20 protein-coding genes and 1 pseudogene are annotated in these 25,461 nt (G+C 51.8%); 9 read left to right on the top strand and 12 right to left on the bottom strand.

Annotated features, from left to right (window positions below; all coding sequences use genetic code 11):
• Nucleotides 1-78: 78 nt before the first annotated feature.
• The 5 genes from nanA (at nucleotide 79) to nanQ (ending at nucleotide 4,637) form a co-directional block, all read left to right on the top strand.
• The gene (gene nanA / locus C0K55_RS04335) at nucleotides 79-972 is read left to right on the top strand and encodes an N-acetylneuraminate lyase (protein ID WP_000224706.1); all 894 of its coding nucleotides are present in this window, start codon (nucleotides 79-81) and stop codon (nucleotides 970-972) included.
• A 108-nt stretch (nucleotides 973-1,080) separates the two neighbouring features.
• Nucleotides 1,081-2,571 carry a sialic acid transporter NanT gene (gene nanT / locus C0K55_RS04330; RefSeq protein ID WP_000108263.1) on the top strand — a complete coding sequence of 497 codons (1,491 nt, stop codon included), beginning with the start codon at nucleotides 1,081-1,083 and terminating at the stop codon, nucleotides 2,569-2,571.
• 46 nt (nucleotides 2,572-2,617) lie between these two features.
• A complete protein-coding gene (locus C0K55_RS04325; protein ID WP_000054233.1) occupies nucleotides 2,618-3,307 on the top strand; it encodes an N-acetylmannosamine-6-phosphate 2-epimerase in 690 nt (229 codons plus the stop codon).
• The gene (nanK, locus tag C0K55_RS04320) at nucleotides 3,304-4,179 is read left to right on the top strand and encodes an N-acetylmannosamine kinase (RefSeq protein WP_001517179.1); all 876 of its coding nucleotides are present in this window, start codon (nucleotides 3,304-3,306) and stop codon (nucleotides 4,177-4,179) included. Before C0K55_RS04325 ends, nanK begins: the two co-directional genes overlap by 4 nt.
• Nucleotides 4,176-4,637 (top strand): N-acetylneuraminate anomerase, encoded by a 462-nt coding sequence (gene nanQ, locus C0K55_RS04315; RefSeq protein ID WP_001517178.1) that lies wholly within the window; start codon nucleotides 4,176-4,178, stop codon nucleotides 4,635-4,637. Before nanK ends, nanQ begins: the two co-directional genes overlap by 4 nt.
• A gap of 83 nt (nucleotides 4,638-4,720) precedes the next feature.
• Here the strand turns inward: nanQ and C0K55_RS04310 are convergent.
• From C0K55_RS04310 to gltB, 9 genes and pseudogenes are all read right to left on the bottom strand, one after another.
• Nucleotides 4,721-5,443: pseudogene (locus C0K55_RS04310) on the bottom strand (StfH/YfcO family fimbrial adhesin).
• Nucleotides 5,444-5,597: 154 nt separating this feature from the next.
• The gene (locus tag C0K55_RS04305; protein ID WP_105266668.1) at nucleotides 5,598-6,113 is read right to left on the bottom strand and encodes a fimbrial protein; all 516 of its coding nucleotides are present in this window, start codon (nucleotides 6,111-6,113) and stop codon (nucleotides 5,598-5,600) included.
• 17 nt (nucleotides 6,114-6,130) lie between these two features.
• A complete protein-coding gene (locus C0K55_RS04300) occupies nucleotides 6,131-6,604 on the bottom strand; it encodes a fimbrial protein (protein WP_105266664.1) in 474 nt (157 codons plus the stop codon).
• Complete coding sequence (locus tag C0K55_RS04295) at nucleotides 6,601-7,107, bottom strand: fimbrial protein (protein WP_105266665.1); 507 nt, start codon at nucleotides 7,105-7,107, stop codon at nucleotides 6,601-6,603. Before C0K55_RS04295 ends, C0K55_RS04300 begins: the two co-directional genes overlap by 4 nt.
• 12 nt (nucleotides 7,108-7,119) lie before the next feature.
• Nucleotides 7,120-7,863 carry a fimbria/pilus periplasmic chaperone gene (locus C0K55_RS04290; RefSeq protein WP_029329883.1) on the bottom strand — a complete coding sequence of 248 codons (744 nt, stop codon included), beginning with the start codon at nucleotides 7,861-7,863 and terminating at the stop codon, nucleotides 7,120-7,122.
• Between the two features lie 49 nt (nucleotides 7,864-7,912).
• The gene (locus tag C0K55_RS04285) at nucleotides 7,913-10,540 is read right to left on the bottom strand and encodes an outer membrane usher protein (protein WP_105266666.1); all 2,628 of its coding nucleotides are present in this window, start codon (nucleotides 10,538-10,540) and stop codon (nucleotides 7,913-7,915) included.
• A 101-nt stretch (nucleotides 10,541-10,641) separates the two neighbouring features.
• Complete coding sequence (locus tag C0K55_RS04280; protein WP_016262592.1) at nucleotides 10,642-11,205, bottom strand: fimbrial protein; 564 nt, start codon at nucleotides 11,203-11,205, stop codon at nucleotides 10,642-10,644.
• A gap of 712 nt (nucleotides 11,206-11,917) precedes the next feature.
• Nucleotides 11,918-13,336 (bottom strand): glutamate synthase subunit GltD, encoded by a 1,419-nt coding sequence (gltD, locus tag C0K55_RS04275; RefSeq protein WP_000081688.1) that lies wholly within the window; start codon nucleotides 13,334-13,336, stop codon nucleotides 11,918-11,920.
• Nucleotides 13,337-13,348: 12 nt separating this feature from the next.
• Nucleotides 13,349-17,809 (bottom strand): glutamate synthase large subunit, encoded by a 4,461-nt coding sequence (gene gltB, locus C0K55_RS04270; RefSeq protein WP_105266637.1) that lies wholly within the window; start codon nucleotides 17,807-17,809, stop codon nucleotides 13,349-13,351.
• A gap of 676 nt (nucleotides 17,810-18,485) precedes the next feature.
• Between gltB and C0K55_RS04260 the strand changes: the two genes are divergently transcribed.
• The 4 genes from C0K55_RS04260 (at nucleotide 18,486) to mtgA (ending at nucleotide 23,455) form a co-directional block, all read left to right on the top strand.
• Nucleotides 18,486-19,415 (top strand): TIGR01212 family radical SAM protein, encoded by a 930-nt coding sequence (locus C0K55_RS04260; RefSeq protein WP_001517170.1) that lies wholly within the window; start codon nucleotides 18,486-18,488, stop codon nucleotides 19,413-19,415.
• A 95-nt stretch (nucleotides 19,416-19,510) separates the two neighbouring features.
• The gene (arcB, locus tag C0K55_RS04255) at nucleotides 19,511-21,847 is read left to right on the top strand and encodes an aerobic respiration two-component sensor histidine kinase ArcB (RefSeq protein WP_000809746.1); all 2,337 of its coding nucleotides are present in this window, start codon (nucleotides 19,511-19,513) and stop codon (nucleotides 21,845-21,847) included.
• 229 nt (nucleotides 21,848-22,076) lie between these two features.
• Complete coding sequence (gene elbB, locus C0K55_RS04250) at nucleotides 22,077-22,730, top strand: isoprenoid biosynthesis glyoxalase ElbB (RefSeq protein ID WP_001517169.1); 654 nt, start codon at nucleotides 22,077-22,079, stop codon at nucleotides 22,728-22,730.
• The gene (mtgA, locus tag C0K55_RS04245; protein WP_105266638.1) at nucleotides 22,727-23,455 is read left to right on the top strand and encodes a monofunctional biosynthetic peptidoglycan transglycosylase; all 729 of its coding nucleotides are present in this window, start codon (nucleotides 22,727-22,729) and stop codon (nucleotides 23,453-23,455) included. The genes elbB and mtgA overlap by 4 nt, the downstream gene beginning before the upstream one ends.
• On the opposite strand, the gene yrbL is transcribed toward mtgA, so the two are convergent.
• The 3 genes from yrbL to rapZ all read right to left on the bottom strand — a co-directional run bounded on the left by yrbL (nucleotide 23,452) and on the right by rapZ (nucleotide 25,425).
• Nucleotides 23,452-24,084, bottom strand: a complete 633-nt coding sequence (yrbL, locus tag C0K55_RS04240) for a PhoP regulatory network protein YrbL (RefSeq protein WP_001517167.1) — start codon at nucleotides 24,082-24,084, stop codon at nucleotides 23,452-23,454. The genes mtgA and yrbL overlap by 4 nt on opposite strands.
• Nucleotides 24,085-24,301: 217 nt before the next feature.
• Nucleotides 24,302-24,574, bottom strand: coding sequence for a PTS phosphocarrier protein NPr (gene npr, locus C0K55_RS04235; RefSeq protein WP_000216792.1), 273 nt, complete (start codon nucleotides 24,572-24,574; stop codon nucleotides 24,302-24,304).
• Complete coding sequence (gene rapZ, locus C0K55_RS04230) at nucleotides 24,571-25,425, bottom strand: RNase adapter RapZ (protein ID WP_000243741.1); 855 nt, start codon at nucleotides 25,423-25,425, stop codon at nucleotides 24,571-24,573. Before rapZ ends, npr begins: the two co-directional genes overlap by 4 nt.
• Between the last annotated feature and the right edge of the window lie 36 nt (nucleotides 25,426-25,461).

Below are 25,461 nucleotides of genomic sequence, written 5' to 3'. Positions count from 1 at the left end.
GTGTTGCTTATTTGATCTGGTATAACAGGTATAAAGGTATATCGTTTTTAACAGGCAAGCATCACTTCAGAGGTATTTATGGCAACGAATTTACGTGGCGTAATGGCCGCACTCCTGACTCCTTTTGACCAACAACAAGCACTGGATAAAGCGAGTCTGCGCCGCCTGGTTCAGTTCAATATTCAGCAGGGCATCGACGGCCTGTACGTAGGTGGTTCAACCGGTGAAGCCTTTGTGCAGAGCCTTTCCGAGCGTGAACAGGTACTGGAGATTGTCGCTGAAGAAGCAAAAGGCAAGATTAAACTCATCGCTCACGTAGGTTGCGTCAGCACTGCGGAAAGCCAGCAACTTGCGGCATCTGCTAAACGTTATGGCTTTGATGCTGTCTCTGCGGTCACGCCGTTCTACTATCCTTTCAGCTTTGAAGAACACTGCGATCACTACCGGGCAATCATTGATTCGGCGGATGGTTTGCCGATGGTGGTGTACAACATTCCGGCACTGAGCGGTGTAAAACTGAGTCTGGATCAGATCAACACCCTGGTTACGCTGCCAGGCGTAGGGGCGTTGAAACAGACCTCTGGCGATCTCTATCAGATGGAACAGATCCGTCGCGAACATCCGGATCTGGTGCTCTATAACGGTTACGACGAAATCTTCGCCTCCGGCCTGCTGGCGGGCGCAGACGGTGGTATTGGCAGTACTTACAACATTATGGGATGGCGTTATCAAGGCATCGTGAAGGCGCTGAAAGAAGGGGATATCCAGACCGCGCAGAAACTGCAAACCGAATGTAATAAAGTCATTGATTTACTGATTAAAACGGGCGTATTCCGCGGTCTGAAAACCGTTCTGCACTATATGGATGTGGTGTCTGTGCCGCTGTGTCGCAAACCGTTTGGTCCGGTGGATGAAAAATATCTGCCAGAACTGAAGGCGCTGGCCCAGCAGTTGATGCAAGAGCGCGGGTGAGTTCTTTTCCCTCACCCGCCCCTACCGGGTGAGGGGAAATAACCGCATCTGTACCCTACAACTTTCATACCAAAGCGTGTGGGCATCGCCCACCGCGGGAGACTCACAATGAGTACAACGATCCAGAATATCCCGTGGTATCGCCATCTCAACCGTGCACAATGGCGGGCATTTTCCGCTGCCTGGTTGGGATACCTGCTTGATGGTTTTGATTTCGTTTTAATTGCCTTGGTACTTACCGAAGTACAGGGTGAGTTTGGGCTGACGACGGTACAGGCAGCAAGCCTGATCTCCGCAGCCTTCATCTCTCGCTGGTTCGGCGGCCTGATGCTTGGCGCTATGGGCGACCGCTACGGACGTCGACTGGCAATGGTCACCAGTATTGTTCTCTTTTCTGCCGGTACACTGGCTTGCGGCTTTGCGCCTGGCTACATCACTATGTTTATCGCGCGTCTGGTGATCGGTATGGGGATGGCGGGTGAATACGGCTCCAGCGCTACTTATGTAATTGAAAGCTGGCCAAAACACTTGCGCAACAAAGCCAGTGGTTTTCTGATTTCAGGCTTCTCTGTGGGGGCTGTAGTTGCCGCTCAGGTTTACAGTCTGGTGGTTCCGGTCTGGGGCTGGCGTGCGCTGTTCTTTATCGGCATTTTACCCATCATCTTCGCTCTCTGGCTGCGTAAAAACATCCCGGAAGCGGAAGACTGGAAAGAGAAGCACGCAGGTAAAGCGCCGGTACGCACGATGGTGGATATTCTTTATCGCGGTGAACATCGCATCGCCAATATTGTGATGACGCTGGCAGCGGCTACTGCGCTGTGGTTCTGCTTTGCCGGTAACCTGCAAAATGCCGCAATCGTCGCTGTTCTCGGGCTGTTATGTGCTGCGATCTTTATTAGCTTTATGGTTCAGAGTACGGGCAAGCGCTGGCCAACGGGCGTGACGCTGATGGTGGTTGTGTTGTTTGCTTTCCTTTACTCATGGCCGATTCAGGCGCTGCTGCCGACGTATCTGAAAACCGATTTGGCGTATGACCCACATACGGTCGCCAATGTCCTGTTCTTTAGTGGCTTTGGTGCGGCAGTTGGCTGCTGCGTTGGTGGCTTCCTCGGTGACTGGCTGGGAACGCGCAAAGCCTACGTTTGTAGCCTGCTGGCCTCGCAATTGCTGATTATTCCGGTATTTGCGATTGGCGGTGCAAACGTCTGGGTACTCGGTCTGTTACTGTTCTTCCAGCAAATGCTTGGTCAGGGGATCTCCGGGATCTTGCCGAAACTGATCGGCGGTTATTTTGATACCGACCAGCGAGCGGCGGGACTGGGCTTTACCTACAACGTTGGTGCATTGGGTGGTGCACTGGCACCGATCATTGGTGCGCTGATTGCTCAACGCCTGGACCTGGGGACGGCTCTGGGATCGCTCTCGTTCAGCCTGACGTTTGTGGTGATCCTGCTGATTGGTCTGGATATGCCCTCCCGGGTTCAGCGCTGGTTGCGCCCGGAAGCATTGCGTACTCATGACTCCATCGACGGCAAACCATTCAGCGGTGCGGTGCCGTTTGGCAACACCAAAGATGATTTAGTCAAAACCAAAAGTTAATCCTGTAGCCCGGTTCTGAACCGGGCCTTTCGCGAAGGGAAGAAGTATGTCGTTACTTGCACAACTGGATCAAAAAATCGCCGCTAATGGTGGCCTGATTGTCTCCTGCCAGCCGGTTCCTGACAGCCCGCTCGATAAACCCGAAATCGTCGCAGCTATGGCATTAGCGGCAGAGCAGGCCGGTGCGGTTGCTATTCGTATAGAAGGAGTGGCAAACCTGAAAGCCACTCGTGCGGTAGTGAGCGTGCCGATTATCGGGATTGTGAAACGCGATCTGGAGGATTCGCCGGTACGTATTACCGCCTACATTGAAGATGTTGATGCGCTGGCACAGGCGGGCGCGGACATTATCGCGATTGATGGCACCGATCGCCCGCGTCCGGTGCCTGTTGAAACACTGTTGGCACGTATTCACCATCACGGATTGCTGGCGATGACCGACTGCTCAACGCCGGAAGACGGCCTGGCTTGCCAAAAACTGGGTGCTGAGATTATTGGCACGACGCTTTCTGGCTATACCACGCCTGAAACCCCGGAAGAGCCTGATCTGGCGCTGGTGAAAACGTTGAGCGATGCCGGATGTCGGGTGATTGCCGAAGGGCGATACAACACGCCAGCGCAGGCGGCAGATGCCATGCGTCATGGCGCATGGGCGGTGACAGTCGGTTCAGCCATTACGCGTCTTGAGCACATTTGCCAGTGGTACAACACAGCGATGAAAAAGGCGGTGCTATGACCATACTGGCGATTGATATCGGCGGTACTAAACTTGCTGCCGCGCTGATTGGTGCTGACAGGCAGATCCGCGATCGCCGTGAACTCCCCACGCCTGCCAGCCAGACACCGGAAGCATTGCGTGAAGCCTTAGCCACATTAGTCGCACCGTTGCAAGCTCATGCGCAGCAGGTGGCCATCGCTTCAACCGGGATAATCCGCAACGGCAGCCTGCTGGCGCTAAATCCACATAATCTCGGCGGATTGCTGCACTTTCCGCTAGTCAAAACGCTGGAACAGCTTACCGACTTGCCGACGATTGCCATTAACGACGCACAGGCCGCAGCGTGGGCAGAGTATCAGGCGCTGGAGAGGGATATTACCGACATGGTGTTTATCACTGTTTCCACTGGTGTTGGCGGTGGGGTAGTCAGCGACGGCAAACTGCTTACTGGCTCAGGCGGCCTGGCGGGGCATATTGGACATACGCTGGCTGATCCTCATGGTCCAGTCTGCGGTTGTGGACGTGTCGGCTGTGTGGAAGCGATTGCTTCCGGTCGTGGCATTGCGGCTGCGGCGCAGGGTGAGCTGGCGGGGGCGAATGCGAAAACCATTTTTACGCGCGCCGGTCAGGGCGACGAACATGCACAGCAACTGATTCACCGCTCCGCACATGCGCTGGCAAGACTGATTGCCGATGTTAAAGCTACGACCGATTGCCAGTGCGTGGTGGTCGGTGGCAGCGTCGGGTTGGCAGAAGGGTATCTGGCGCTGGTGGAAACGTATCTGGCGCAGGAGCCAGCGGCATTTCATGTTGAGTTACTGGCGGCGCACTACCGCCACGATGCAGGCTTACTTGGGGCTGCGTTGTTGGCCCAGGGAGAAAAATTATGATGATGGGTGAAGTACAGTCATTACCATCTGCCGGTTTGCATCCGGTATTGATGGATGCGTTAACGCTGGCGTTAACCGCCTGCCCACAAGAGAAATCGCCAGGTCGTTATGAACTGCGCGGCGATGATATCTTTATGAATGTGATGACATTTTCTACTCAGCCCGCAGAGAGTAAAAAAGCGGAACTACATACGCAATATGTTGATATTCAGCTTTTACTGAGTGGCGAAGAACGGATTAACTTCGGTGTCGCGGATTCCGCCCGTGCGTGCGAAGAGCTGCATGTGGAAGAGGATTATCAGCTTTGTAACGCCATTGAGAATGAACAAACCATTATCATGAAACCGGGGATGTTCGCCGTGTTTATGCCGGGAGAACCGCATAAGCCCGGGTGTATTGTTGAGTCCGTTGCTGAGATTAAGAAGGTGGTGGTGAAGGTGAATCGCCACATTCTTTAGCGCTATACTTTTAGCCCGGCTGAACCGGGCTTATTACTTTCTCCGGTTTGGGCGGAGCGCGATCACACCCCGACATTCCCGGCCTACAACTCTTCCATCAGATACTGGAAATAGCACTCGGTCGTAAATTGCCCCGTGCCCGCCGTATTGACGTCAACCGCAATGTTACTTAGCGTTTGTTCGTACGGCGGACTGTCAGCGACGACTGCCGTGACGTTACTGTTGCCACCCTCGACGTTTGTACATCCCTGGCTTGTGAGTTGGGTCATTTGGCTGACATAGCGACAGTAGCTGCCACGCGTATCATTCAGACTACCGTCACACAATTTGCCGCTTTCCATCAGATAGGTCGGCAGGTTGGCATGAACGACACCCCCCGTTGAGGCGATGTTGAGTAACATGTCATTCTGGACGCGATCTTTACTCCAGGAAATATCAAATGATGCCACGGGAACGGTGGGGCAGATGGAACCATGGGAGACAGGGCCGGCATAGGTACCACTGTACGCATTTGTTGATGTCGCTCAGATGTTGGCTACCCATGGGCAGCCGTAGGAGTCTGTCCCCGTTTCAACTTTAATTTTATACCAGGCGCAGTTCCATCCCTTTGGCAATGAGCCGCCACAAAGAGCGTCATCGACGTTGGAATTATCATAATCAGTAATGGTAATGGTGGGGGTTGGGGGAAGCGGGCCGGGCCCACTGATGAGTCTCCAGGAGGTCAGCTTATAAGGATAATTGGCATAAAATTTCACACCAGGTGCCAAGTCACCGCCAAACAGACCATTTGGCGTCAGGATGTTCATATGGAGCGCTATGTTCGTGACGCCGTTGTCGCCTATGCCATAGTATAATGTTTGACTATTAAAACTGATTTTGAGATTAGGTTTGGCAATGCTGCTGTTAGTCAATCCAATCGCTAATAACAAAAAGAGTAAAAACGAAGATATTTTTTTCATATCAGAAATACTCAAAAGTGGCGGTCATACTGGCGGAGAACTCGCCTGGTACAATCGTGACGCCGGGTTCAACCTGAAGCCAGGCATTGAAATTGAGCGTGGTATTCGGGGCGGTAAGCGGGAATGTCACTCCCGCTGTGCTATTAACCGGTACGGCGGTTCCGTTACTTGTTTCAATTCCAATACCGACCCCGCTGGCGCGTGAGCCCGAGGCGAGCGCGAGGAAACCCGTCGCCAACAGCGGGTCTTCAGTGCCGGAAAATGTCACCTTGACGTTTTGTAGCGAACTTTCACAGTTCGCCAGTTTCAGCGTCACCGGCACGCGTGCCGACTGCCCGCTGGCCTGTAAATCTGCTGCATCTGCGGGCGGAAAGATGATTTCTTCCATCGCAGTTCCGACAATGACCGGCGAACAGGAGCCCGCCAGCAGGTTACCCGTGAAGTGGACGTTGTTCGCCGCATGAGCCGACGCCGCTAACATCCCGCACAGCGACAGCACCGATACTATTCGTTTCATCATTTCGCTCCCTGCTGTTATTGGTAATCCACGCGTAGCGTCGCCCAGGCCTCGAAATTCTGTTCGCTGAGGTTCGCGCTGACACTTTTTACGGGGACAGCTTCCAGAACGGGCAAATTTGCCTCATCGACAGTAATGGTGCTGCCGGGCTTAAAGGGCTTACTGTTTTCCCAGATTTTGATCCCTAATCCGTCGGCATTGGTTTTGATGGCGGCGTCGTCAAAGTCCACGGCATCTCCTGTTAGCGTCAGGGTCATTGCCATCGAATTATCGCGGACGCTTGAGTCGCAGGTAATTTTGTACTCCAGCGGCTGCCTGTAATTGTTGCCATCGATTCGCGTGATGATCACATCACGGAAATTGACGTCTATTCTGGCGTTGTTGCTGATGGTGCAAACAGGCGGCGTCACCAGGTGGCCAATAAAGGTCAGATTATCGGCATGACACAGGCTGCATGCGGCTAAAAGTATCGCGCATCCGATTGTTTTCATTGATAATCCACCACCAGTGTCGCCCCTGCGGTAAAGTCGCCTGAACTGAGCGTTGTCGCTGAATTTTTTACCGGTGTTGCTTCCAGCGCCGGGCCGCTGCCTGAAAAATTAAAATGGAACCAGGATGTGCTCCCTGGCTCGAGGAGGGTATGTTCATTCACCGTACGGACCCATATTCCCAGCCCATCCACATTCGTTTTCAGTACCGACTCGCCGTTGATGGTGACAACCGTACCCTGCAACTGCATTTTCAGTGCATTCGCAATTCGCTTATCGCAATTCAGGCTGTAACCCACCGTTTGGGTATAGTTTGTGCCGTCGATTTTGGTCGTGAGCACATCGTTAAAGTTCACCGTTCCGCCGGTGACGGTGCAAGGTGGCGGCGCGTCGACGGCGATACGTAACGTCATTTTTACGCTTTTATTCCCTGCATATACCGATGCACTCAGTAACATCAGAGCGCTCAATGACAGTGAAAGTGGGGCACTGCTTCGCCTTCTCATTAAGCCTCCGAATTATCCTTTACTGCTTCTGGCGTCATCGACATGGCACTCTGCGCCGCTGCACTGGAAATAGAGAGGCAGTCGTCCACCGTAGTCGTTGACATACGTCAGTACCGGCGCGCTTCCCAGATCGGACGCACGGCCTTTCATCTCCTGGCTGGTTGCAGGAGGCATCACCAGCGGTTCAAAGCCTGTGATGGGCTGACCGCCTTTCTGTGTACTGGCGGAGCTGATAATGACGTAATAACTGGTTGGGTTTTTGACCAGGTAATGATCTCCCTGGCGACTCAGAGTGACCTGATGTTGCCAGGGATGCTCAGGATCGACCTTTTTGGCCAGCGCGGCGGGGCGATAGAACAGTTTGATACGCGTTTGCAGCGCAATTTGCAGCGAATTGGGTTTATCGCTTTTCGGCGGAATTTCTCGCACATTAAAGTAAAACAGCGTCTCTTTATCCTGCGCTAAGGTGCTAATGTCAGGCATTCCCTGCACTTTGACCTGACCTTCCGTTTTCGCCTCTATACGCTGCACGGGCGGCAGAACAGCCAGTGGCGAGGTGATTTTCTCGCCTTTTTCGTTTTCAACCCACGTCTGCGCTAAATAGGGCAGGGTTTGGCTGTCATTTTTGAGCGTCACGCTGATCGATTTCTCGCCGCCTTTATAGACCAGACGCGTGCGGTCTGGCGCAATGGCGGCCTGCGCGCAGGAGGTAAAAAAGAGAATTGCGCTCAGACAAGAAATATTCGTCTTCCACATCCCTGGTGCGTAAATGTTGTTATTTACCATGTTCCCTGTTCCTGAATAATTAATAGGCGTTGTCTGATAATGCTTCTGGTTTAGCCGATGGCGTAATGCGCTGTGTCTGCTCCTGGATAATCGGTTTTATCTCCATGGCAGGGCGCGGTTTATCCGGGTTGGCTAACTGACACGGCAATAACAAACCACTAAATAGGTTTTTCGGTAACGGGTCGGGCAATGAGACGTCACACTGTTTTTCGCCTGACCAGTAAACCTGTAAGTTTTCACCCGCTTTTACGCCAGCGAGATAGACATGCCCGTCGTCATCAACCAACCCGATTTGCTGCTGGTGGCTGTTTTTAACTTCCGCGCCAAAGGGGGGATAGTCGCCATTTTCCATGCGCAGAACGGCCATCGCTTTTTCACCGCTGATGACGCCAAATTCGCGATAGCCAATCGCACCTTCGGTAAGTGTGGCCTGCACAGTGGACTGCGTTGCCTCGGCATTTTCAGGCAATTGATTGATATCAATGCGAATTTGGTTGCGGTAATAGTCATTGACGTCCGTCAGAACGGCCTTGCCGAACCTATTGGAGTAGACCGGAGAGTTGTAGCCGCCGATGGGGACATCAGCGACGCCGCCGGTATCGACCAGAATACGGCTGCCGCCAGAGAGATTCGTGCGATGTAACGCCCCACCTTTTGCGGTTAGCGTTGCGCCGCCACGCATCGTCAGACCCGCAGAGGTGTAATCGCCTTCCTGATAGTTTGCGCTGACGTCCACGTCCGCATAACTCCCTTCATGGCTGTAGAACCCTTCAGCCCGGGTGTTATTGCCGGACTGGCCCAGACTTAATTGATAGTTGCTGCGATCGTTCAGGCGCTGGTAATAACTGACCTGGCTGGAATTGTCGTCGTCGCTAAACATGCCGTTGTAGCTGATAGACTTATCGTTGCCCCAGGGGATCATCAGTGAAACATAGACACCATCGTCGGATTCATTGTCATATTCACTGCGATAAGCGGTCAGAGAGAGGCTCATATTCTTCATTGAACCGACGTCAAAATAGTGAGAGACCATGAGGTTGTAGTTGTTCTGGTCTCCTCTGTCCCAATATGTCCGGCGGTTCCAGGTCAGGTAAACGTTGAACGCGGGGTCGCTAAAATTCTGGCTATAGCTGACGGTGTACATCTCTTTATCGTGGCCTGCACGGACGTTGTCATCATGCAGCGCATCGAGATATTCGCTCATCGTCATGTAGTTTTCTTCGGAAAACCGATAACCGGCAAAGGTAAAGCGGCTGTTTAACTGATCAAAATCTTTGGCGTAGCTGATGCGATAGGAGTTCCCCTGGAGAGTACCGTGTCCATATTCGCCCGCTTCCGGGAGTTGAGTTCGTGAATGGGTGACGTCAAGGGCGAGCGCTCCCAGTACCGCCATATCGCGGCCGATACCAATGGCGACGGCCTGATAATGTTCTTCACCCACAGCACCGCCGTACAGCGACCAGCTATTGGCAAAGCCCCATGATGCTTCACCAGCGGCAAACGCGTTACCTTCAGCGTGATGGTTCCAGTCCTGTGGACGCCCCACCGTGCCTTTGTAACGCACCATGCCCTGGCGGGTTAAAAAGGGAATGGAGGCGGTACTGACGTCATATTCCTGCACCTGGCCGCTTTGCTCTTCAATGCGGACATGTAAATCGCCGGATACCGCTTCGTTGATATCCTGAATATGGAATGGGCCAGCAGGAACCTGTGACTCATAAATAACGCGACCTTGCTGCGTTACGGTGACTTTCGCATTGGTACGCGCGACGCCAGAGATGTCCGGTGCATAGCCACGCAGGTTTGGCGGAAGCATTTGATCATCGGTTTGTACGCTGGCACCGAGGTAGTTAAAGGTGTCGAAGATATTCGAGGCAAGAGCGTCTTCACCGAGCGTCAGTTTTGCCCCAAGGCCGGGTAATGCACGCCATGCGTAATAGCGGCTCCATTCCCAGTCACGCAGATCTTGCCCTTCACTGTCGCTGGTATTCAGATAACTGGCCTGCCAGTCGGCACGTAAGCGCCATGCGCCCAGGTTACCGCCAACAGTACCGTTCGCCGTGATGTCATGTTCATCGACGCCATCATTCTGCTGATGGCGAACCTGAGCATTCATGTTGTAATCGAATATCAACCCGGGAATACCTTCATCCCAGCGCGAGGGCGGATCCCATTCTGCGTCGGTATATTCCAGCCAGGCCTGGGGGATCGTCACCTCAAGCTGGGACTGACTTAAATTTGCCTGTATTACCATGCCTTCAATCTGGCCCGGTTGCAGGCATTGGCCGTCTTTAATCCATTGTAATGTTTCGACTAATTCTGGTTTTAACCCCAGTTTTGATATGACGTCGGGAGAAAGACAAGGGAAGCTGTTACTCGGGTCATCCTCTTTAGGATACCAATGAATGTCATTCTCCTCTGCCAGAGGATATTTATTTACGACAACCTGCAAGTTGTAATTTCCCGGAAGGACATAACCTTTATGGGAAAATTTCCCTAAATCAATTTTTGTCCCACCTTTTACGTCAAGAAATTGGGTATTAAATTCAACAGCCTCTTCTGCATTGCTTTTCCCGGAGAGACCGGTCAGCGTCATCATGATTGCCAGACTTAATATTCGTAAGCGGAAAGGGGCATGGTGTTGCATCAGATAAACCGTCCTGATAATAACAATAATGAGTGTTTTTAATTTTTATTAATGCCCTGACATTCCTTGTTCAGGGCATTGCACTTATTACAGCGGGTAAATTACAGGTAGCTAATCTGGAAATTAACCTGGCTATTGAATTCACCAATATCAATTGTGCCAGTTGCGTCGCCTTTCACCCATGCGCTGAAATCGACTTCCTGGTTAGGCAGGCCTTTGGCCGGAGTGTTTCCATCCATCTGCAGTTTGGTTTCTGACGCAGTACCCAGTTTGAGTGCTGCACCTTTGCTGGTTCCGATAACAATACTGGCCCCATTCATTTCACCGCTGGCCCCCATCAGTGCCAGGTTGCCCGGGTTGGCAGTTGATTCGTTACCTGCTGCGCTGAACACCGTGGACATTTTGGTTTCAGTGGTGAATACGCAGTGTTCCAGACGGATTTTGAACGGCACAGCCGTGGAGGATTTGCCACCAGTCAGAGAACCTGTACCGATATGGCCGAGGTTAACGGTCTGATGTTCGTCACCCACCACAATGGAGCACGGAGAGTCTTCAATCGTACCGATAAAATTGACTGTGCCGGTATTGCTGCCCACCGCATTTGCATAAGATGAAAATCCCATAACCATCGCCGTTGCCAGTGCAGCTTTTACTAACTTTTTCATTATTTGTCCTGAAATTTAAATGTGAATAAGCACTGTTTTCCGTTAACAGTTAACGTGAGAGCCGTGCTTGCGCTTTAAATTTTTATAGGGGCTATTAATAAATATATTATTTATTCTTGTATTTGGGTCTAAATAAAATATTGTTTGCTGACTTTTTTGTTGAATAACCCACGCATAAATAATTTACCCGAGGTAAATATTAATGCGAAAAGTCTACGGCGTTATTTAATATTATGGTAAATCTTTTTTTGTGGTTGATTATCAGATTAGTACCTGATTAATGATTTAATATATGTTATTCATGTTGTGAATTTAATTTGTCGTAAGGGTATTCTTAATTGTTGGGAGATAGATGCTTTTTTCGCTTAAAAACCGAACGGCTATTTTGCATTTTAATGTAATCTATACTATTTATTTCTACTTTGAATATGTTGGCATTAATATTTTATTAAAAATTAATGAGAATAACATTCACGCTGTGAATTGTTTTATCAATAATAATGTTTTTTAATTAGGTTTAATTAATGATTTTTTACCACTGTATTTATTACGACTCCATTTATTAAGTGAGATATTCAAATTTATTGTCAGGGGGGGGAAATACTTTCAGACACAGAGTGTAATTTTCAGGAGAGAGATGTTTCGGGGGAGGGCTTCAGCCCTATCACCGGCCAGATAAAACGGATGATGATAGAGCCGTGAGAGGTTTTTGTTATACTTCCAGCCAGTTCATGATCCCGTCAGCAGCTTTGCGGCCTTCGGCAATTGCCGTTACCACCAGGTCTGAACCTCGCACAATGTCACCACCGGCGAAGATTTTCGGGTTGCTGGTCTGGAAGGCGTTGTCGCTTCGCTCTGGAGCGATAATGCGGCCCTGGGGATCCAGTTCGACGCTGTGTTGTGCCAGCCATTCCATGCTGTGTGGACGGAAACCAAACGCCATGATCACCGCATCTGCCGGAATGATATGTTCAGAGCCTGCGACAATCTCCGCGCGGCGACGGCCTTTAGCATCGGGTTCGCCCATTTCGGTACGCACCATTTTCACGCCGCTGACTTTGCCGTTGCCATTCACTTCAATACCCAGCGGCTGGACGTTGAATTTGAACTCCACACCTTCTTCCCGCGCGTTTTTCACTTCGCGACGGGAACCCGGCATGTTCTCTTCATCACGACGATAGGCACAGGTGACGTGCTTCGCTCCCTGGCGCACGGAAGTGCGCACGCAGTCCATCGCGGTGTCGCCGCCGCCAAGTACCACTACGCGTTTGCCTTCCATGCTGACGAACGGTTCTTCGTTGGTTTCGCCAAAACCCATTAACTGTTTGGTGTTGGCGATGAGGAACGGTAGCGCCGCGTACACGCCGTCGGCGTCTTCGTTTTCCAGTCCACCGCGCATTGACTGATAGGTCCCGACACCGAGGAACACTGCATCGTAATCGTTCAGTAGATCGTCCAGTTGTACGTCACGACCCACTTCGGTATTGAGTTGGAACTCAATGCCCATGCCGGTGAAGATTTCACGGCGGCGCGTCATCACCTCTTTTTCCAGCTTGAAGGCCGGAATGCCAAAGGTCAGCAGACCGCCGATTTCCGGATGACGGTCGAAGACGACAGCTTTCACACCGTTGCGCGTTAACACATCCGCACACGCCAGCCCCGCCGGACCTGCGCCGATAATCGCCACTTTTTTACCGGTCTGTTTTACGCCAGACATATCCGGACGCCAGCCCATTTCGAACGCTTTATCATTGATATAGCGTTCAATGTTACCGATGGTCACAGCGCCAAATTCATCATTCAGGGTGCAGGAGCCTTCGCACAGGCGATCCTGTGGGCAGACGCGTCCACACACTTCCGGCAGGGTATTAGTTTGATGCGACAGTTCTGCCGCTTCAAAAATCCGCCCCTCGTTGGCGAGCTTCAGCCAGTTCGGGATGTAGTTGTGTACCGGGCATTTCCATTCGCAGTATGGGTTGCCACACGACAGGCAGCGGTCAGCCTGCGCTTTGGCCTGGCCTTCGGAAAACGGCTCGTAAATTTCGACGAACTCAATTTTGCGGATCTTCAGCGGTTTCTTTGGCGGATCAACGCGCTGCAGGTCGATAAATTGATAAACATTCTGACTCATTGTTGCTACCCCTTACTGCGCCTGCACGCGCAACTCTGCTGCACTACGACTACGGTGACCCAGCAGTGCTTTTACATCACTGGACTTCGGTTTAACCAGCGCGAATTTGCTGGCGAAGGTTGACCAGTTAGCCAGGATCTCTTCACCACGCTGGGAACCGGTGTGTTGCACATGCTCGGTGATAAGACCACGCAGATGCTCTTCATGGATCGCCAGGGAGTCAACGCTTAACACTTCCACCAGTTCCGGGTTAACGCGTTTGCGGAAATCACCACTTTCGTCGAGAACGTAAGCGAAGCCCCCGGTCATGCCTGCGCCAAAGTTAACGCCGGTTTTACCCAGAATACAGACGATACCGCCGGTCATATATTCACAACCGTTGTCGCCAATGCCTTCTACCACAGTGATAGCACCAGAGTTACGCACACCGAAACGTTCTCCTGCACGGCCTGCGGCATACAGACGACCACCGGTCGCGCCATACAGGCAGGTGTTGCCGATAATGCTCGCCTCATGGCTGCGGAAGGCCGAACCCACGGGTGGACGAATGGCGATTAAGCCGCCTGCCATGCCTTTACCAACATAGTCGTTAGCATCGCCAGTCAGATACAGCTCCACGCCGCCTGCGTTCCACACGCCGAAGCTCTGACCCGCGGTGCCGTTGAAGTACGCTTTGATAGGATCGGCTGCCAGCCCCTGATCGCCGTGTGTTTGCGCGATGTAGCCAGAGAGTGATGCGCCCACGGAACGGTCGGTGTTGCGAATATCGAACCAGAAGGTTTTGCTCTGGCGCTCATCGACAAACGGTTTCGCCTGTTGCAGCAACTGCGCGTTGAGTATGCCGTTATCAAACGGTGGGTTTTTCTCAGTGCAATAGAGCGCTTTACCCGGATGTGGCTCGGCGGTCTCCAGCAGGCGAGACAGTTCCAGTTTCTGTTGTTTTGCTGTGTAGCCGTCCAGTTCTTTGAGCAGGTCGGTACGACCAATCAGATCGACCAGACGTGTTACACCCAGTTGCGCCATCAGCTCGCGGGTTTCACGGGCGATAAACTCAAAGTAGTTAGTCACTTTGAACGGTAAGCCGTGATAGTGATTCTTACGCAGTTTTTCGTCCTGAGTTGCTACGCCGGTGGCGCAGTTGTTCAGGTGGCAAATACGCAGGTATTTACAACCCAGCGCCACCATCGGACCGGTGCCAAAGCCAAAGCTTTCCGCGCCGAGAATTGCCGCTTTGATGATATCAACGCCTGTTTTCAGGCCGCCATCAACCTGCAAACGAATTTTATGGCGCAGGCCGTTAGCCACCAGTGCCTGCTGAGTTTCCACCAGACCCAGCTCCCACGGGCAGCCTGCGTATTTCACCGATGAGAGCGGGCTTGCGCCGGTGCCGCCGTCATAGCCCGCGATGGTGATTAAATCGGCATACGCTTTCGCAACGCCAGTTGCGATAGTTCCGACGCCTGGTTCAGAAACCAGTTTGACGGAGATCATCGCTTTCGGGTTAACCTGTTTCAGGTCGAAAATAAGCTGCGCTAAATCCTCGATAGAGTAGATATCGTGGTGCGGCGGCGGGGAGATCAGCGTTACGCCCGGCACGGAGTAGCGCAGTTTGGCGATATACGGCGTGACTTTATCGCCAGGTAACTGACCACCTTCGCCCGGTTTCGCGCCTTGAGCGACTTTAATCTGAATCACGTCGGCGTTAACCAGATACGCCGGGGTTACGCCGAAGCGGCCAGAAGCGACCTGTTTGATACGTGAGACTTTATTGGTGCCGTAACGCGCCGGATCTTCACCGCCTTCCCCGGAGTTAGAGTTACCGCCGATGCTGTTCATCGCTTCCGCCAGCGCTTCGTGGGCTTCCGGGCTTAATGCGCCGATAGACATCGCTGCGGTATCGAAGCGTTTAAACAGTTCACTGGCTGGTTCAACATCAGCAATGTTGACCGCGTTTTCACCCGGAGTAATCGCCAGCAGATCGCGCAGTGTCGTTGCCGGACGCTCGTTAACCAGCTTCGCGTATTCCTGATAGTCGCTGTACTCGCCACTCTGAACTGCCTGTTGCAGTGTGCGCACGACGTCCGGGTTGTAGGCGTGGTATTCGCCGCCATGCACGTATTTCAACAAGCCGCCCTGGCTGATGGGTTTACGCGCCAGCCAGGCACGTTTTGAAAGATTCAGCAGATCCTGCTGGAAATCTTCAAAGCTCGCGCCGCCAATGCGGCTGACTGCGCCCTGGAAGCACAGGCTCACCACGTCATCGTGCAGACCGACTGCTTCGAACAGTTTCGAGCAGCGGTAAGAGGCGATGGTGGAGATGCCCATTTTGGACATGATTTTGTACAAGCCTTTGTTGATGCCGTTACGGTAGTTCAGCATCACGGTACGATAGTCTTTGGCAATCGCATGGGTGTCGATTAAGCGTCCCAGCGTTTCATAGGCAAGGTACGGATAAATGGCGGTTGCACCGAAGCCCAGCAGCACAGCGAAGTGGTGCGGATCGCGGGCGCTGGCGGTTTCGACGATGATGTTGGCATCGCAACGCAGGCTTTGATCGACCAGACGGGTCTGGATCGCGCCAACCGCCATCGGAGCCGGAACCGGCAGGCGATCTTTACCGATATTTCGGTCTGAAAGTACCAGTAGCACGGTGCCGCTACGTACCATTTTTTCGGCTTTATCGCACAGCTCTTTAACCGTCGCTTCAAGCGTGGTTTTGCTAACGTCAAAGGTGATATCCAGCGTATCTGCGCGATAGTGCTCCTCTTTCATGGTCGTGAGCTGTTTGAAATCGGAGTAGAGCAGAATTGGCGATTTAAAGCTTAAGCGGTGCGCCTGGCCTTCTGCTTCGCAGAAGACGTTCATTTCACGACCGATGCTGGTGGCGAGCGACATGACATGCGCTTCACGCAGGGGGTCGATTGGCGGGTTAGTCACCTGGGCAAATTGCTGACGGAAGTAGTCGTAAATAATACGCGGCTGGCTGGAGAGCACGGCGAATGGGGTGTCGTCGCCCATCGAACCGACGGCTTCCTGGCCGTTTTCGCCCAGTACGCGGATCACGGAATCCAACTCTTCCGCGCTGTAGTTAAACTGTTTCTGGTAGCTGGCAAGCGTGTCGTCGTCAAGTTCGCGACTCCCCACTTCTTCATCAGGCAAGTCTTCAAACGGCACCAGACGGCGGACGTTTTTCGCCATCCACTCTTTGTACGGATGGCGGCTTTTCAGGTCATCATCGGTTTCCGCCGAGTGCAGAATACGCCCACTGCGAGTGTCGATCACCATCAGCTCACCTGGCCCGACGCGGCCTTTTTCCACCACTTCATCAGGCTGATAATCCCAGATGCCGACTTCAGAGGCGCAGGTGATCAACTTATCTTTGGTGATGACGTAGCGTGCCGGACGCAGACCGTTACGGTCGAGGTTACAGGCGGCGAAACGACCGTCGGACATCACGATGCCCGCTGGACCATCCCACGGCTCCATATGCATGGAGTTAAAGTCGAAGAACGCGCGCAGTTCCGGGTCCATATCCGGGTTGTTCTGCCAGGCAGGTGGCACTAACAGACGCATGGCGCGGATGATATCCATCCCGCCCGCCAGCAGCAGTTCCAGCATGTTATCCATCGAGCTGGAGTCGGAGCCGGTTTCGTTCACAAACGGTGCTGCGTCGTGTAAATCGGGGATTAGCGGCGTCTGGAATTTATAAGTACGGGCACGCGCCCACTGACGGTTACCGGTGATGGTGTTGATTTCACCGTTATGTGCGAGGTAACGGAATGGCTGCGCCAGTGGCCAGCGCGGCACGGTGTTGGTGGAGAAGCGTTGATGGAACAGGCAGATAGCTGATTCCAGACGCAGATCCGCAAGATCCAGGTAAAAGCGCGGCAAATCCGCCGGCATACACAGACCTTTATAGATGTTGACCAGATTCGACAGGCTACAGATGTAGAAGTCTTTATCGGATTCGAGGCGTTTCTCAATGCGGCGACGGGCGATAAACAGACGGCGTTCCATATCGCGCGGACGCCAGCCAGCCGGAGCGTTAACGAAAATTTGCTCAATGCGTGGCAGAGAGGAGAGGGCAATTTCACCCAGTACGCCTTCGTTGGTGGGGACATCACGCCAGCCCACAATCGACAATGTTTCGCGTTGCAGCTCTTCTTCAATGATGCGGCGTGCGGCAGCGGCGAGTTCGGGATCTTTATTCAGAAAGATCATCCCGACGGCGTAGTTTTTCGCTAAACGCCAGCCGCGTTCTTGCGCAACGATGCGAAAAAAGCGATCCGGTTTTTGTAACAGCAAGCCGCAACCGTCGCCGGTTTTACCATCAGCGAGAATCGCGCCACGGTGCTGCATGCGGGCCAGTGCGTGTATTGCCGTACGCACTACCTTGTGGCTAGGTTCGCCTTCTATGTGGGCGATCAGGCCGAAACCACAGTTGTCCCTCTCAAGGGATTTATCGTACAACATATCGTGAACCTCCCCCAGGCTCTGCGGGAACCCCACTTCCGAACCGTAACGCACGGGCACAGAAAGAGCGTGGCGACGGGGTTTGCGTTTCATACGCTTACCTCGCATTCGCCCCCTTTTTTTGTCCTTTTCGCATCGGTTAATACGGTGAAGAGGGGATCTCAATTACTGCATAAATATGATGAGCAGGCTGCTCATCCAGAAAGCTTCCAGCGGATTTCCAACTTATCGGTAAAGGCGACACAGGTCAAATGGCAAGCTTATTGGTATAGAAATGTGCTTTAGCGCAAAAATATTCATTAATTTATTGAAATTAAATGAAATATCTTATTTTGAATTAAAGTGGGGTGAAAAAGGAAAACGTTGAGTTCCTGACTACTATAGAGGCGTGTTAACCCTTATCCTGCCTTGAACTGACGCTTAAACCAGCATTTTATACTGCATTGAGAGATAAAGGCGTTTCATACTACTGTTTTTGTTTAAAATCCATTAGCGGATAAAAAAATCCGACGCAAGATAAGGAAAAGTAATTAATACGATATTGCATTAAATCTCAGTAATTGTGATTGAATATGCAGTTGGTAAAGGCAGGCCAGGGCGATTGATCCAGGTCATCGCGGAATTGAGCTAAAAATGGCAGGCTTTGGCCTCTTTTCAAGGCGCGGTCTATCAGATTATGCAGTTACAGAAATTAGTCAATATGTTTGGTGGAGATCTTACCCGTCGTTACGGGCAAAAGGTGCATAAACTGACGCTGCACGGTGGTTTTAGCTGCCCGAATCGTGATGGCACCATCGGACGCGGTGGCTGCACATTCTGTAATGTTGCCTCGTTTGCCGACGAAGAACAGCAACATCGTTCTATTGCCGAACAACTGGCGCATCAGGCAAATTTAGTTAATCGCGCGAAACGCTATCTGGCTTACTTTCAGGCTTATACCAGCACTTTTGCGGAAGTTCAGGTACTGCGCTCTATGTATCAGCAGGCGGTGAGTCAGGCCAATATTGTCGGTTTGTGTGTTGGCACCCGCCCGGACTGCGTACCGGATGCTGTGCTGGATCTGCTTTGCGAATATAAAGATCAGGGTTATGAAGTGTGGCTGGAACTGGGACTGCAAACCGCTCATGACAAAACGCTACACCGTATTAACCGTGGCCATGATTTCGCCTGTTATCAACGCACGACGCAACGGGCACGTGAACGCGGGCTGAAAGTGTGCTCGCACTTAATTGTCGGCCTGCCGGGTGAAGGACGCACTGAATGTCTGCAAACGCTGGAGCAGGTGGTGGAAACCGGTGTTGACGGCATAAAACTGCATCCGCTGCATATCGTGAAAGGCAGCATTATGGCGAAAGCATGGGAAGCGGGGCGTTTGAACGGTATTGAACTGGACGATTACACGCTGACAGCGGGAGAAATGATCCGCCATACACCACCGGAAGTTATCTATCATCGTATTTCCGCCAGCGCCCGTCGCCCGACGCTACTTGCCCCACTGTGGTGTGAAAATCGCTGGACGGGAATGGTCGAGCTGGATCGCTATCTTACTGAACACGGCGTGCAGGGATCGGCGTTGGGACGCCCGTGGATGCCACCTTCCTCGTAGTTAATCTGGGGAATTCCGCATTTCTCACACAATTTTCAGCGTAACTGTCAGAATTGGGTATTATTGTGGCAGGTTGTCGTGAAGGAATTCCTTAAATGAAGCAAATTCGTTTGTTGGCGCAGTACTATGTTGACCTGATGATGAAGTTAGGTCTGGTGCGCTTCTCAATGCTACTGGCGCTGGCGCTGGTGGTGCTCGCCATTGTGGTTCAAATGGCGGTGACCATGGTGCTGCATGGTGAAGTTGAAAGTATTGATGTTATCCGTTCCATCTTCTTTGGTTTGTTGATTACACCGTGGGCGGTTTACTTTCTTTCGGTAGTGGTGGAGCAACTGGAAGAATCACGGCAACGTCTGTCCCGGCTGGTGCAAAAGCTGGAGGAGATGCGCGAGCGCGATCTGAGCCTCAACGTACAACTGAAAGATAATATTACCCAGCTTAATCAGGAAATTGCCGTTCGTGAAAAAGCAGAAGCTGAATTGCAGGAAACCTTCGGTCAGTTGAAAATTGAAATCAAAGAGCGCGAAGAGACGCAGATTCAGCTCGAACAGCAATCCTCATTCTTACGTTCCTTCCTTGATGCTTCACCCGACCTGGTTTTTTATCGTAACGAAGATAAAGAGTTTTCCGGCTGTAATCGCGCGATGGAGCTGCTGACCGGGAAAAGTGAAAAACAACTGGTGCATCTGAAGCCTGCTGATGTTTACTCGCCGGAAGCCGCAGCAAAAGTCATTGAAACCGATGAGAAAGTGTTCCGTCATAATGTGTCGCTGACCTATGAACAGTGGCTGGATTATCCGGACGGGCGCAAAGCCTGCTTTGAAATCCGTAAAGTGCCGTACTACGACCGTGTAGGTAAACGCCACGGTTTGATGGGCTTTGGTCGCGACATTACCGAGCGTAAGCGTTATCAGGATGCGCTCGAACGCGCCAGCCGCGACAAAACTACTTTTATCTCGACAATCAGCCATGAGTTGCGTACGCCGCTGAACGGTATCGTTGGATTAAGTCGTATCTTGCTGGATACGGAACTCACCGCTGAGCAGGAAAAATATCTCAAAACTATCCATGTTTCCGCCGTCACATTGGGGAATATCTTCAACGATATTATCGACATGGATAAGATGGAGCGGCGTAAAGTTCAACTTGATAACCAGCCGGTTGATTTCACCAGCTTTCTTGCCGATCTGGAAAACCTCTCCGCATTACAGGCACAGCAAAAAGGGCTGCGTTTTATTCTGGAACCGACGCTGCCGTTGCCGCATCAGATCATTACCGACGGTACACGTTTACGCCAGATCCTGTGGAACTTAATCAGTAACGCCGTCAAATTCACTCAGAAGGGGCAAGTGACCGTTCGTGTGCGTTATGACGAAGGGGGCATGTTGCATTTTGAAGTGGAAGATTCTGGCATCGGTATTCCGCAGGATGAACTGGATAAAATTTTTGCTATGTATTACCAGGTGAAAGACAGCCACGGCGGTAAACCTGCCACCGGCACCGGTATTGGTCTGGCGGTTTCTCGTCGGCTGGCGAAAAATATGGGGGGGGATATCACCGTCACCAGCGAACAAGGGAAAGGTTCAACCTTTACTTTGACGATCCATGCACCGTCGGTGGCGGAAGAAGTGGATGATGCGTTTGACGAAGATGATATGCCTTTACCGGCGCTGAATGTGCTGCTGGTAGAAGATATTGAACTGAACGTTATTGTTGCGCGCTCGGTGCTGGAAAAGCTCGGCAATACTGTCGACGTAGCGATGACCGGTAAGGCGGCGCTGGAGATGTTTAAACCTGGCGAATACGACCTGGTGTTGCTGGATATTCAGTTACCGGATATGACCGGACTGGATATCTCTCGTGAACTGACGAAGCGTTATCCGCGCGAAGATTTACCGCCGCTGGTGGCTTTAACTGCCAATGTGCTGAAAGATAAACAAGAGTACCTCAATGCCGGAATGGATGATGTGCTGAGTAAGCCGCTTTCTGTGCCGGCGCTAACTGCGATGATCAAGAAATTCTGGGATACCCAGGATGATGAGGAAAGCACGATGACGACAGAAGAGAGCGGTAAATCGGAAGCATTGCTTGATATTCCTATGCTGGAACAGTATCTCGAACTTGTAGGGCCGAAGCTGATCACTGACGGGTTAGCGGTGTTTGAGAAAATGATGCCGGGCTATGTGAGCGTGTTGGAATCGAATCTGACGGCGCAAGATAAAAAAGGCATCGTCGAGGAAGGTCACAAAATTAAAGGTGCGGCGGGGTCAGTGGGGTTACGCCATCTGCAGCAGCTTGGTCAGCAGATCCAGTCTCCCGATCTTCCTGCGTGGGAAGATAATGTTGGTGAATGGATTGAAGAGATGAAAGAAGAGTGGCGTCACGACGTAGAAGTACTGAAAGCGTGGGTTGCGAAAGCTGCTAAAAAATGACCCCGGCTAGACCGGGGTGCGCGAATACTGCGCCAACACCAGGGAAATCTTGGCTGCGCCGTAAATTATTATGATGAGTTACAAGGGCGCAGCACTGTTTTTCAGGCCGCACGCAGTTAAGATAGCAAATCTTAAATGATTTGTTACATGAATCAGTTAAATGTGTGATGCGTAGCATTCTTATTAAAAAGATTAATGTGTTTCAGTCAGTTGCGAAAGGATGATCACAATGAAGAAAATTGGCGTAGTTCTGAGCGGGTGCGGTGTCTATGACGGTTCTGAAATCCATGAAGCGGTTTTGACGTTATTAGCAATTTCACGCAACGGTGCGCAGGCGGTCTGCTTTGCGCCGGATAAGCAGCAGGTTGATGTTATCAACCATTTAACTGGCGAGCCGATGGCGGAAACGCGCAATGTGTTGATTGAAGCAGCACGTATAACGCGTGGTGAGATCCGTCCTCTGGCTCAGGCCGATGCCGCCGAACTGGATGCGTTGATTGTGCCAGGTGGTTTTGGTGCGGCGAAAAATTTAAGCAATTTTGCCAGCCTTGGCAGTGAATGCACCGTTGACCGTGAATTAAAGGCGCTGGCGCAAGCGATGCATCAGGCAGGTAAACCGCTTGGCTTTATGTGCATTGCCCCGGCGATGCTGCCTAAAATTTTCGATTTCCCGCTGCGTTTGACCATTGGCACAGATATCGATACCGCAGAAGTGCTGGAAGAGATGGGCGCAGAGCATGTGCCGTGCCCGGTCGATGATATCGTTGTTGATGAAGACAATAAGATTGTCACTACACCAGCGTATATGCTGGCGCAGAACATTGCGGAAGCGGCGAGCGGCATTGATAAGCTGGTTTCCCGCGTGCTGGTTCTGGCTGAATGAGTAAAAGCCGCTTAACGGCGTTCGGTTTCGTCCGCCGTTTTCTTCTGCGGTTAGTGGTTGCCCTTGTCGTGTTCTGGGGTGGGGGCATCGCGTTGTTTAGCATAGCGCCAGTTCCGTTCTCGGCGGTAATGGCTGAGCGTCAGGTGAGTGCCTGGTTGCATGGTAACTTTCGTTACGTGGCGCATTCTGATTGGGTTAGTCTGGAGCAAATCTCGCCATGGATGGGGCTGGCGGTGATTGCCGCAGAAGATCAGAAATTCCCCGACCATTGGGGCTTTGATGTGGCTTCTATTGAGAAAGCGCTGGCGCACAATGAACGCAATGAAAACCGCGTTCGCGGCGCATCAACAATTTCACAGCAGACAGCCAAAAATCTCTTTTTATGGGATGGGCGTAGTTGGGTACGAAAAGGGCTGGAAGCCGGGTTAACATTGGGGATAGAAACGGTCTGGAGCAAAAAGCGTATCCTGACGGTTTACCTGAATGTAGCCGAATTTGGTGAAGGGGTATTTGGTGTTGAAGCCGCAGCGCAACGTTATTTCCATAAACCTGCCAGCAAACTCACCCAGTCGGAAGCGGCGTTACTGGCTGCAGTATTACCCAACCCACTCCGTTTCAAAGTCTCTGCACCATCAGGCTACGTGCGTAGCCGTCAGGCGTGGATTTTGCGGCAAATGCATCAATTAGGCGGTGAGTCGTTTATGCGACAACACCAACTATATTAAGCTTCGTGCGAAGTGAGTGAGAGTTTCTTGTTCTCACAAGATAGCGTCTCTTTCTGCAGCGCAACAGCTAGCGCGGGTTGCGCGATAAAACGTTGCCACAATCGCTTTTGCTTACGTTGACAACACCACTTCGACCAGGTCGCCAGCGGAATCCACGTGCTTTCACCAATGTTGTCACAGACGACGGGAATAATTTCTGACTCGCTGATACGGTGGCAGAGGATATTCTGCGGCTTCAGCGACATCGTCACGATGCGATTATCCTGCAAATAACGCTTCAGGTGTTTCAGTAACTGGCGCAGTTGCGCGATATCTTCTTCGTAACGGCATTGTTTAGCAAATTCGGTCAATGTAATAGACGGCTTGCCATCAAAATCGGCAATGACATCGTAGACATAACCGGTTCCGCAATCAGTCTCAACTGTACCGTGATAGCGTGGAATACCGCTCCAGTCTTTCAAACGACGACCAAGGTGCGCATAGTACTTTAACTCGCGGCGGATCTCTTTATCGCCACCGTCGCCACGGTGGTAGACAATCTTGATACAGCGTTGGGCATCTTCCGGATGCGCGTAACATTTCCGATGTCTTCCGGTGCCCAGGGGACTTTGTTCAGATAAGCGAATCATGCCATCTCCTGGAAATATTTTCTGACAGTCTCCAGTATGGGGGCTTAACTTAAACGAAACCTAAACAAGGCTTTTTAAGGTTTTCTTAAGGTTTTGTGTGTATGGAAAAGCGCACGAAATGTACAAATGACGTTCATTGATGACGATTTCAGTACGCGCTTTTCTTATTGCCCTGAAGGGCTGAGGAGGGAGAATTTAAATGTCAGAGGGATGAAGATTAATCTTCATCGAAACCGGAATTAAAGAGAGCAATAACCGCAGCCAGCGCTTCGACTTCCTGTGGGCCTGTCGCTTCGACTTCAATCTGTCGTCCTTTGGCAGAGTCCAGCATCAAGAGCGCAATAACGCTGTTGGCTTCAGCCTCGGTGCCTTCGTCATTACGTAACAGCACTTCAGCGTCAAAACCTTGCATTAATTCAAAGAGTTTCATAGCAGGCCGGGCATGCATGCCCAGCTTGTTAGTGATTTCGACAGTTTGCTTGACGGTCATGGTTTGCGTTTTTCCAGCGTGCGATGGCGTGACTGGACGTTTTTACCGCGTGAGCGGAAGTAGTCTGCCAGTTGTTCTGCAATATACACCGAACGGTGCTTCCCGCCAGTACAACCAATGGCGACCGTCAGGTAGCTACGGTTGTTGGTTTCCAGCATAGGTAACCATAGCTCAAGATAGCTGCGCGTCTGGTAGATGAAATTGTGTACTTCTGTGTGACGGTCGAGGAACGCAGCGACAGGTTTATCAAGGCCGGTCATCGGACGCAGTTTCGGGTCCCAGTGCGGGTTCGGCAGGAAACGCACGTCAAAGACATAATCCGCATCAATAGGAATGCCGTGCTTGAAGCCGAAGGACTCAAAGACCATCGTCAGTTCACGCTCGCGTTTACCCAGCAGACGGGTACGCAGCATTTCCGCCAGCTCGTGAACGGACATTTCTGACGTATCGACAATCAAATCCGCCCGCGAACGCAGTGGCTCCAGCAGATCGCTTTCTTTGTCGATAGCGCTCTCCAGCGACAGATTTTTGCTGGAAAGTGGGTGCAGGCGGCGCGTATCGCTGTAACGGCGTATTAACGTGTTACGGTCGGCATCCAGGAACAGCAGTTGCGGTGAGAAAGCATCAGGCAGGTTGCTCATCGCCTGTTCGAATATTTCTGGCGACTCCGGCATATTACGAACATCAATGCTGACGGCGGCAGAAATCTCGCGATCGGCCAGGGTACGGGCCAGATCGGGTAACAACACCACGGGAAGGTTATCCACGCAGTAAAAACCCATATCTTCCAGCGCACGCAGGGCGACAGATTTACCTGAACCCGAACGTCCACTGACGATCATCAGTACCATGTACTGTTTCTCCTCACAACGTCTAAAAGAGACATT

Origin of the sequence: Escherichia sp. MOD1-EC6098, from assembly GCF_002965865.1 — a bacterium.
GTDB classification, from domain to species: Bacteria; Pseudomonadota; Gammaproteobacteria; order Enterobacterales; family Enterobacteriaceae; genus Escherichia; species Escherichia marmotae.
This window is presented reverse-complemented; position numbering and strand designations above follow the sequence as displayed.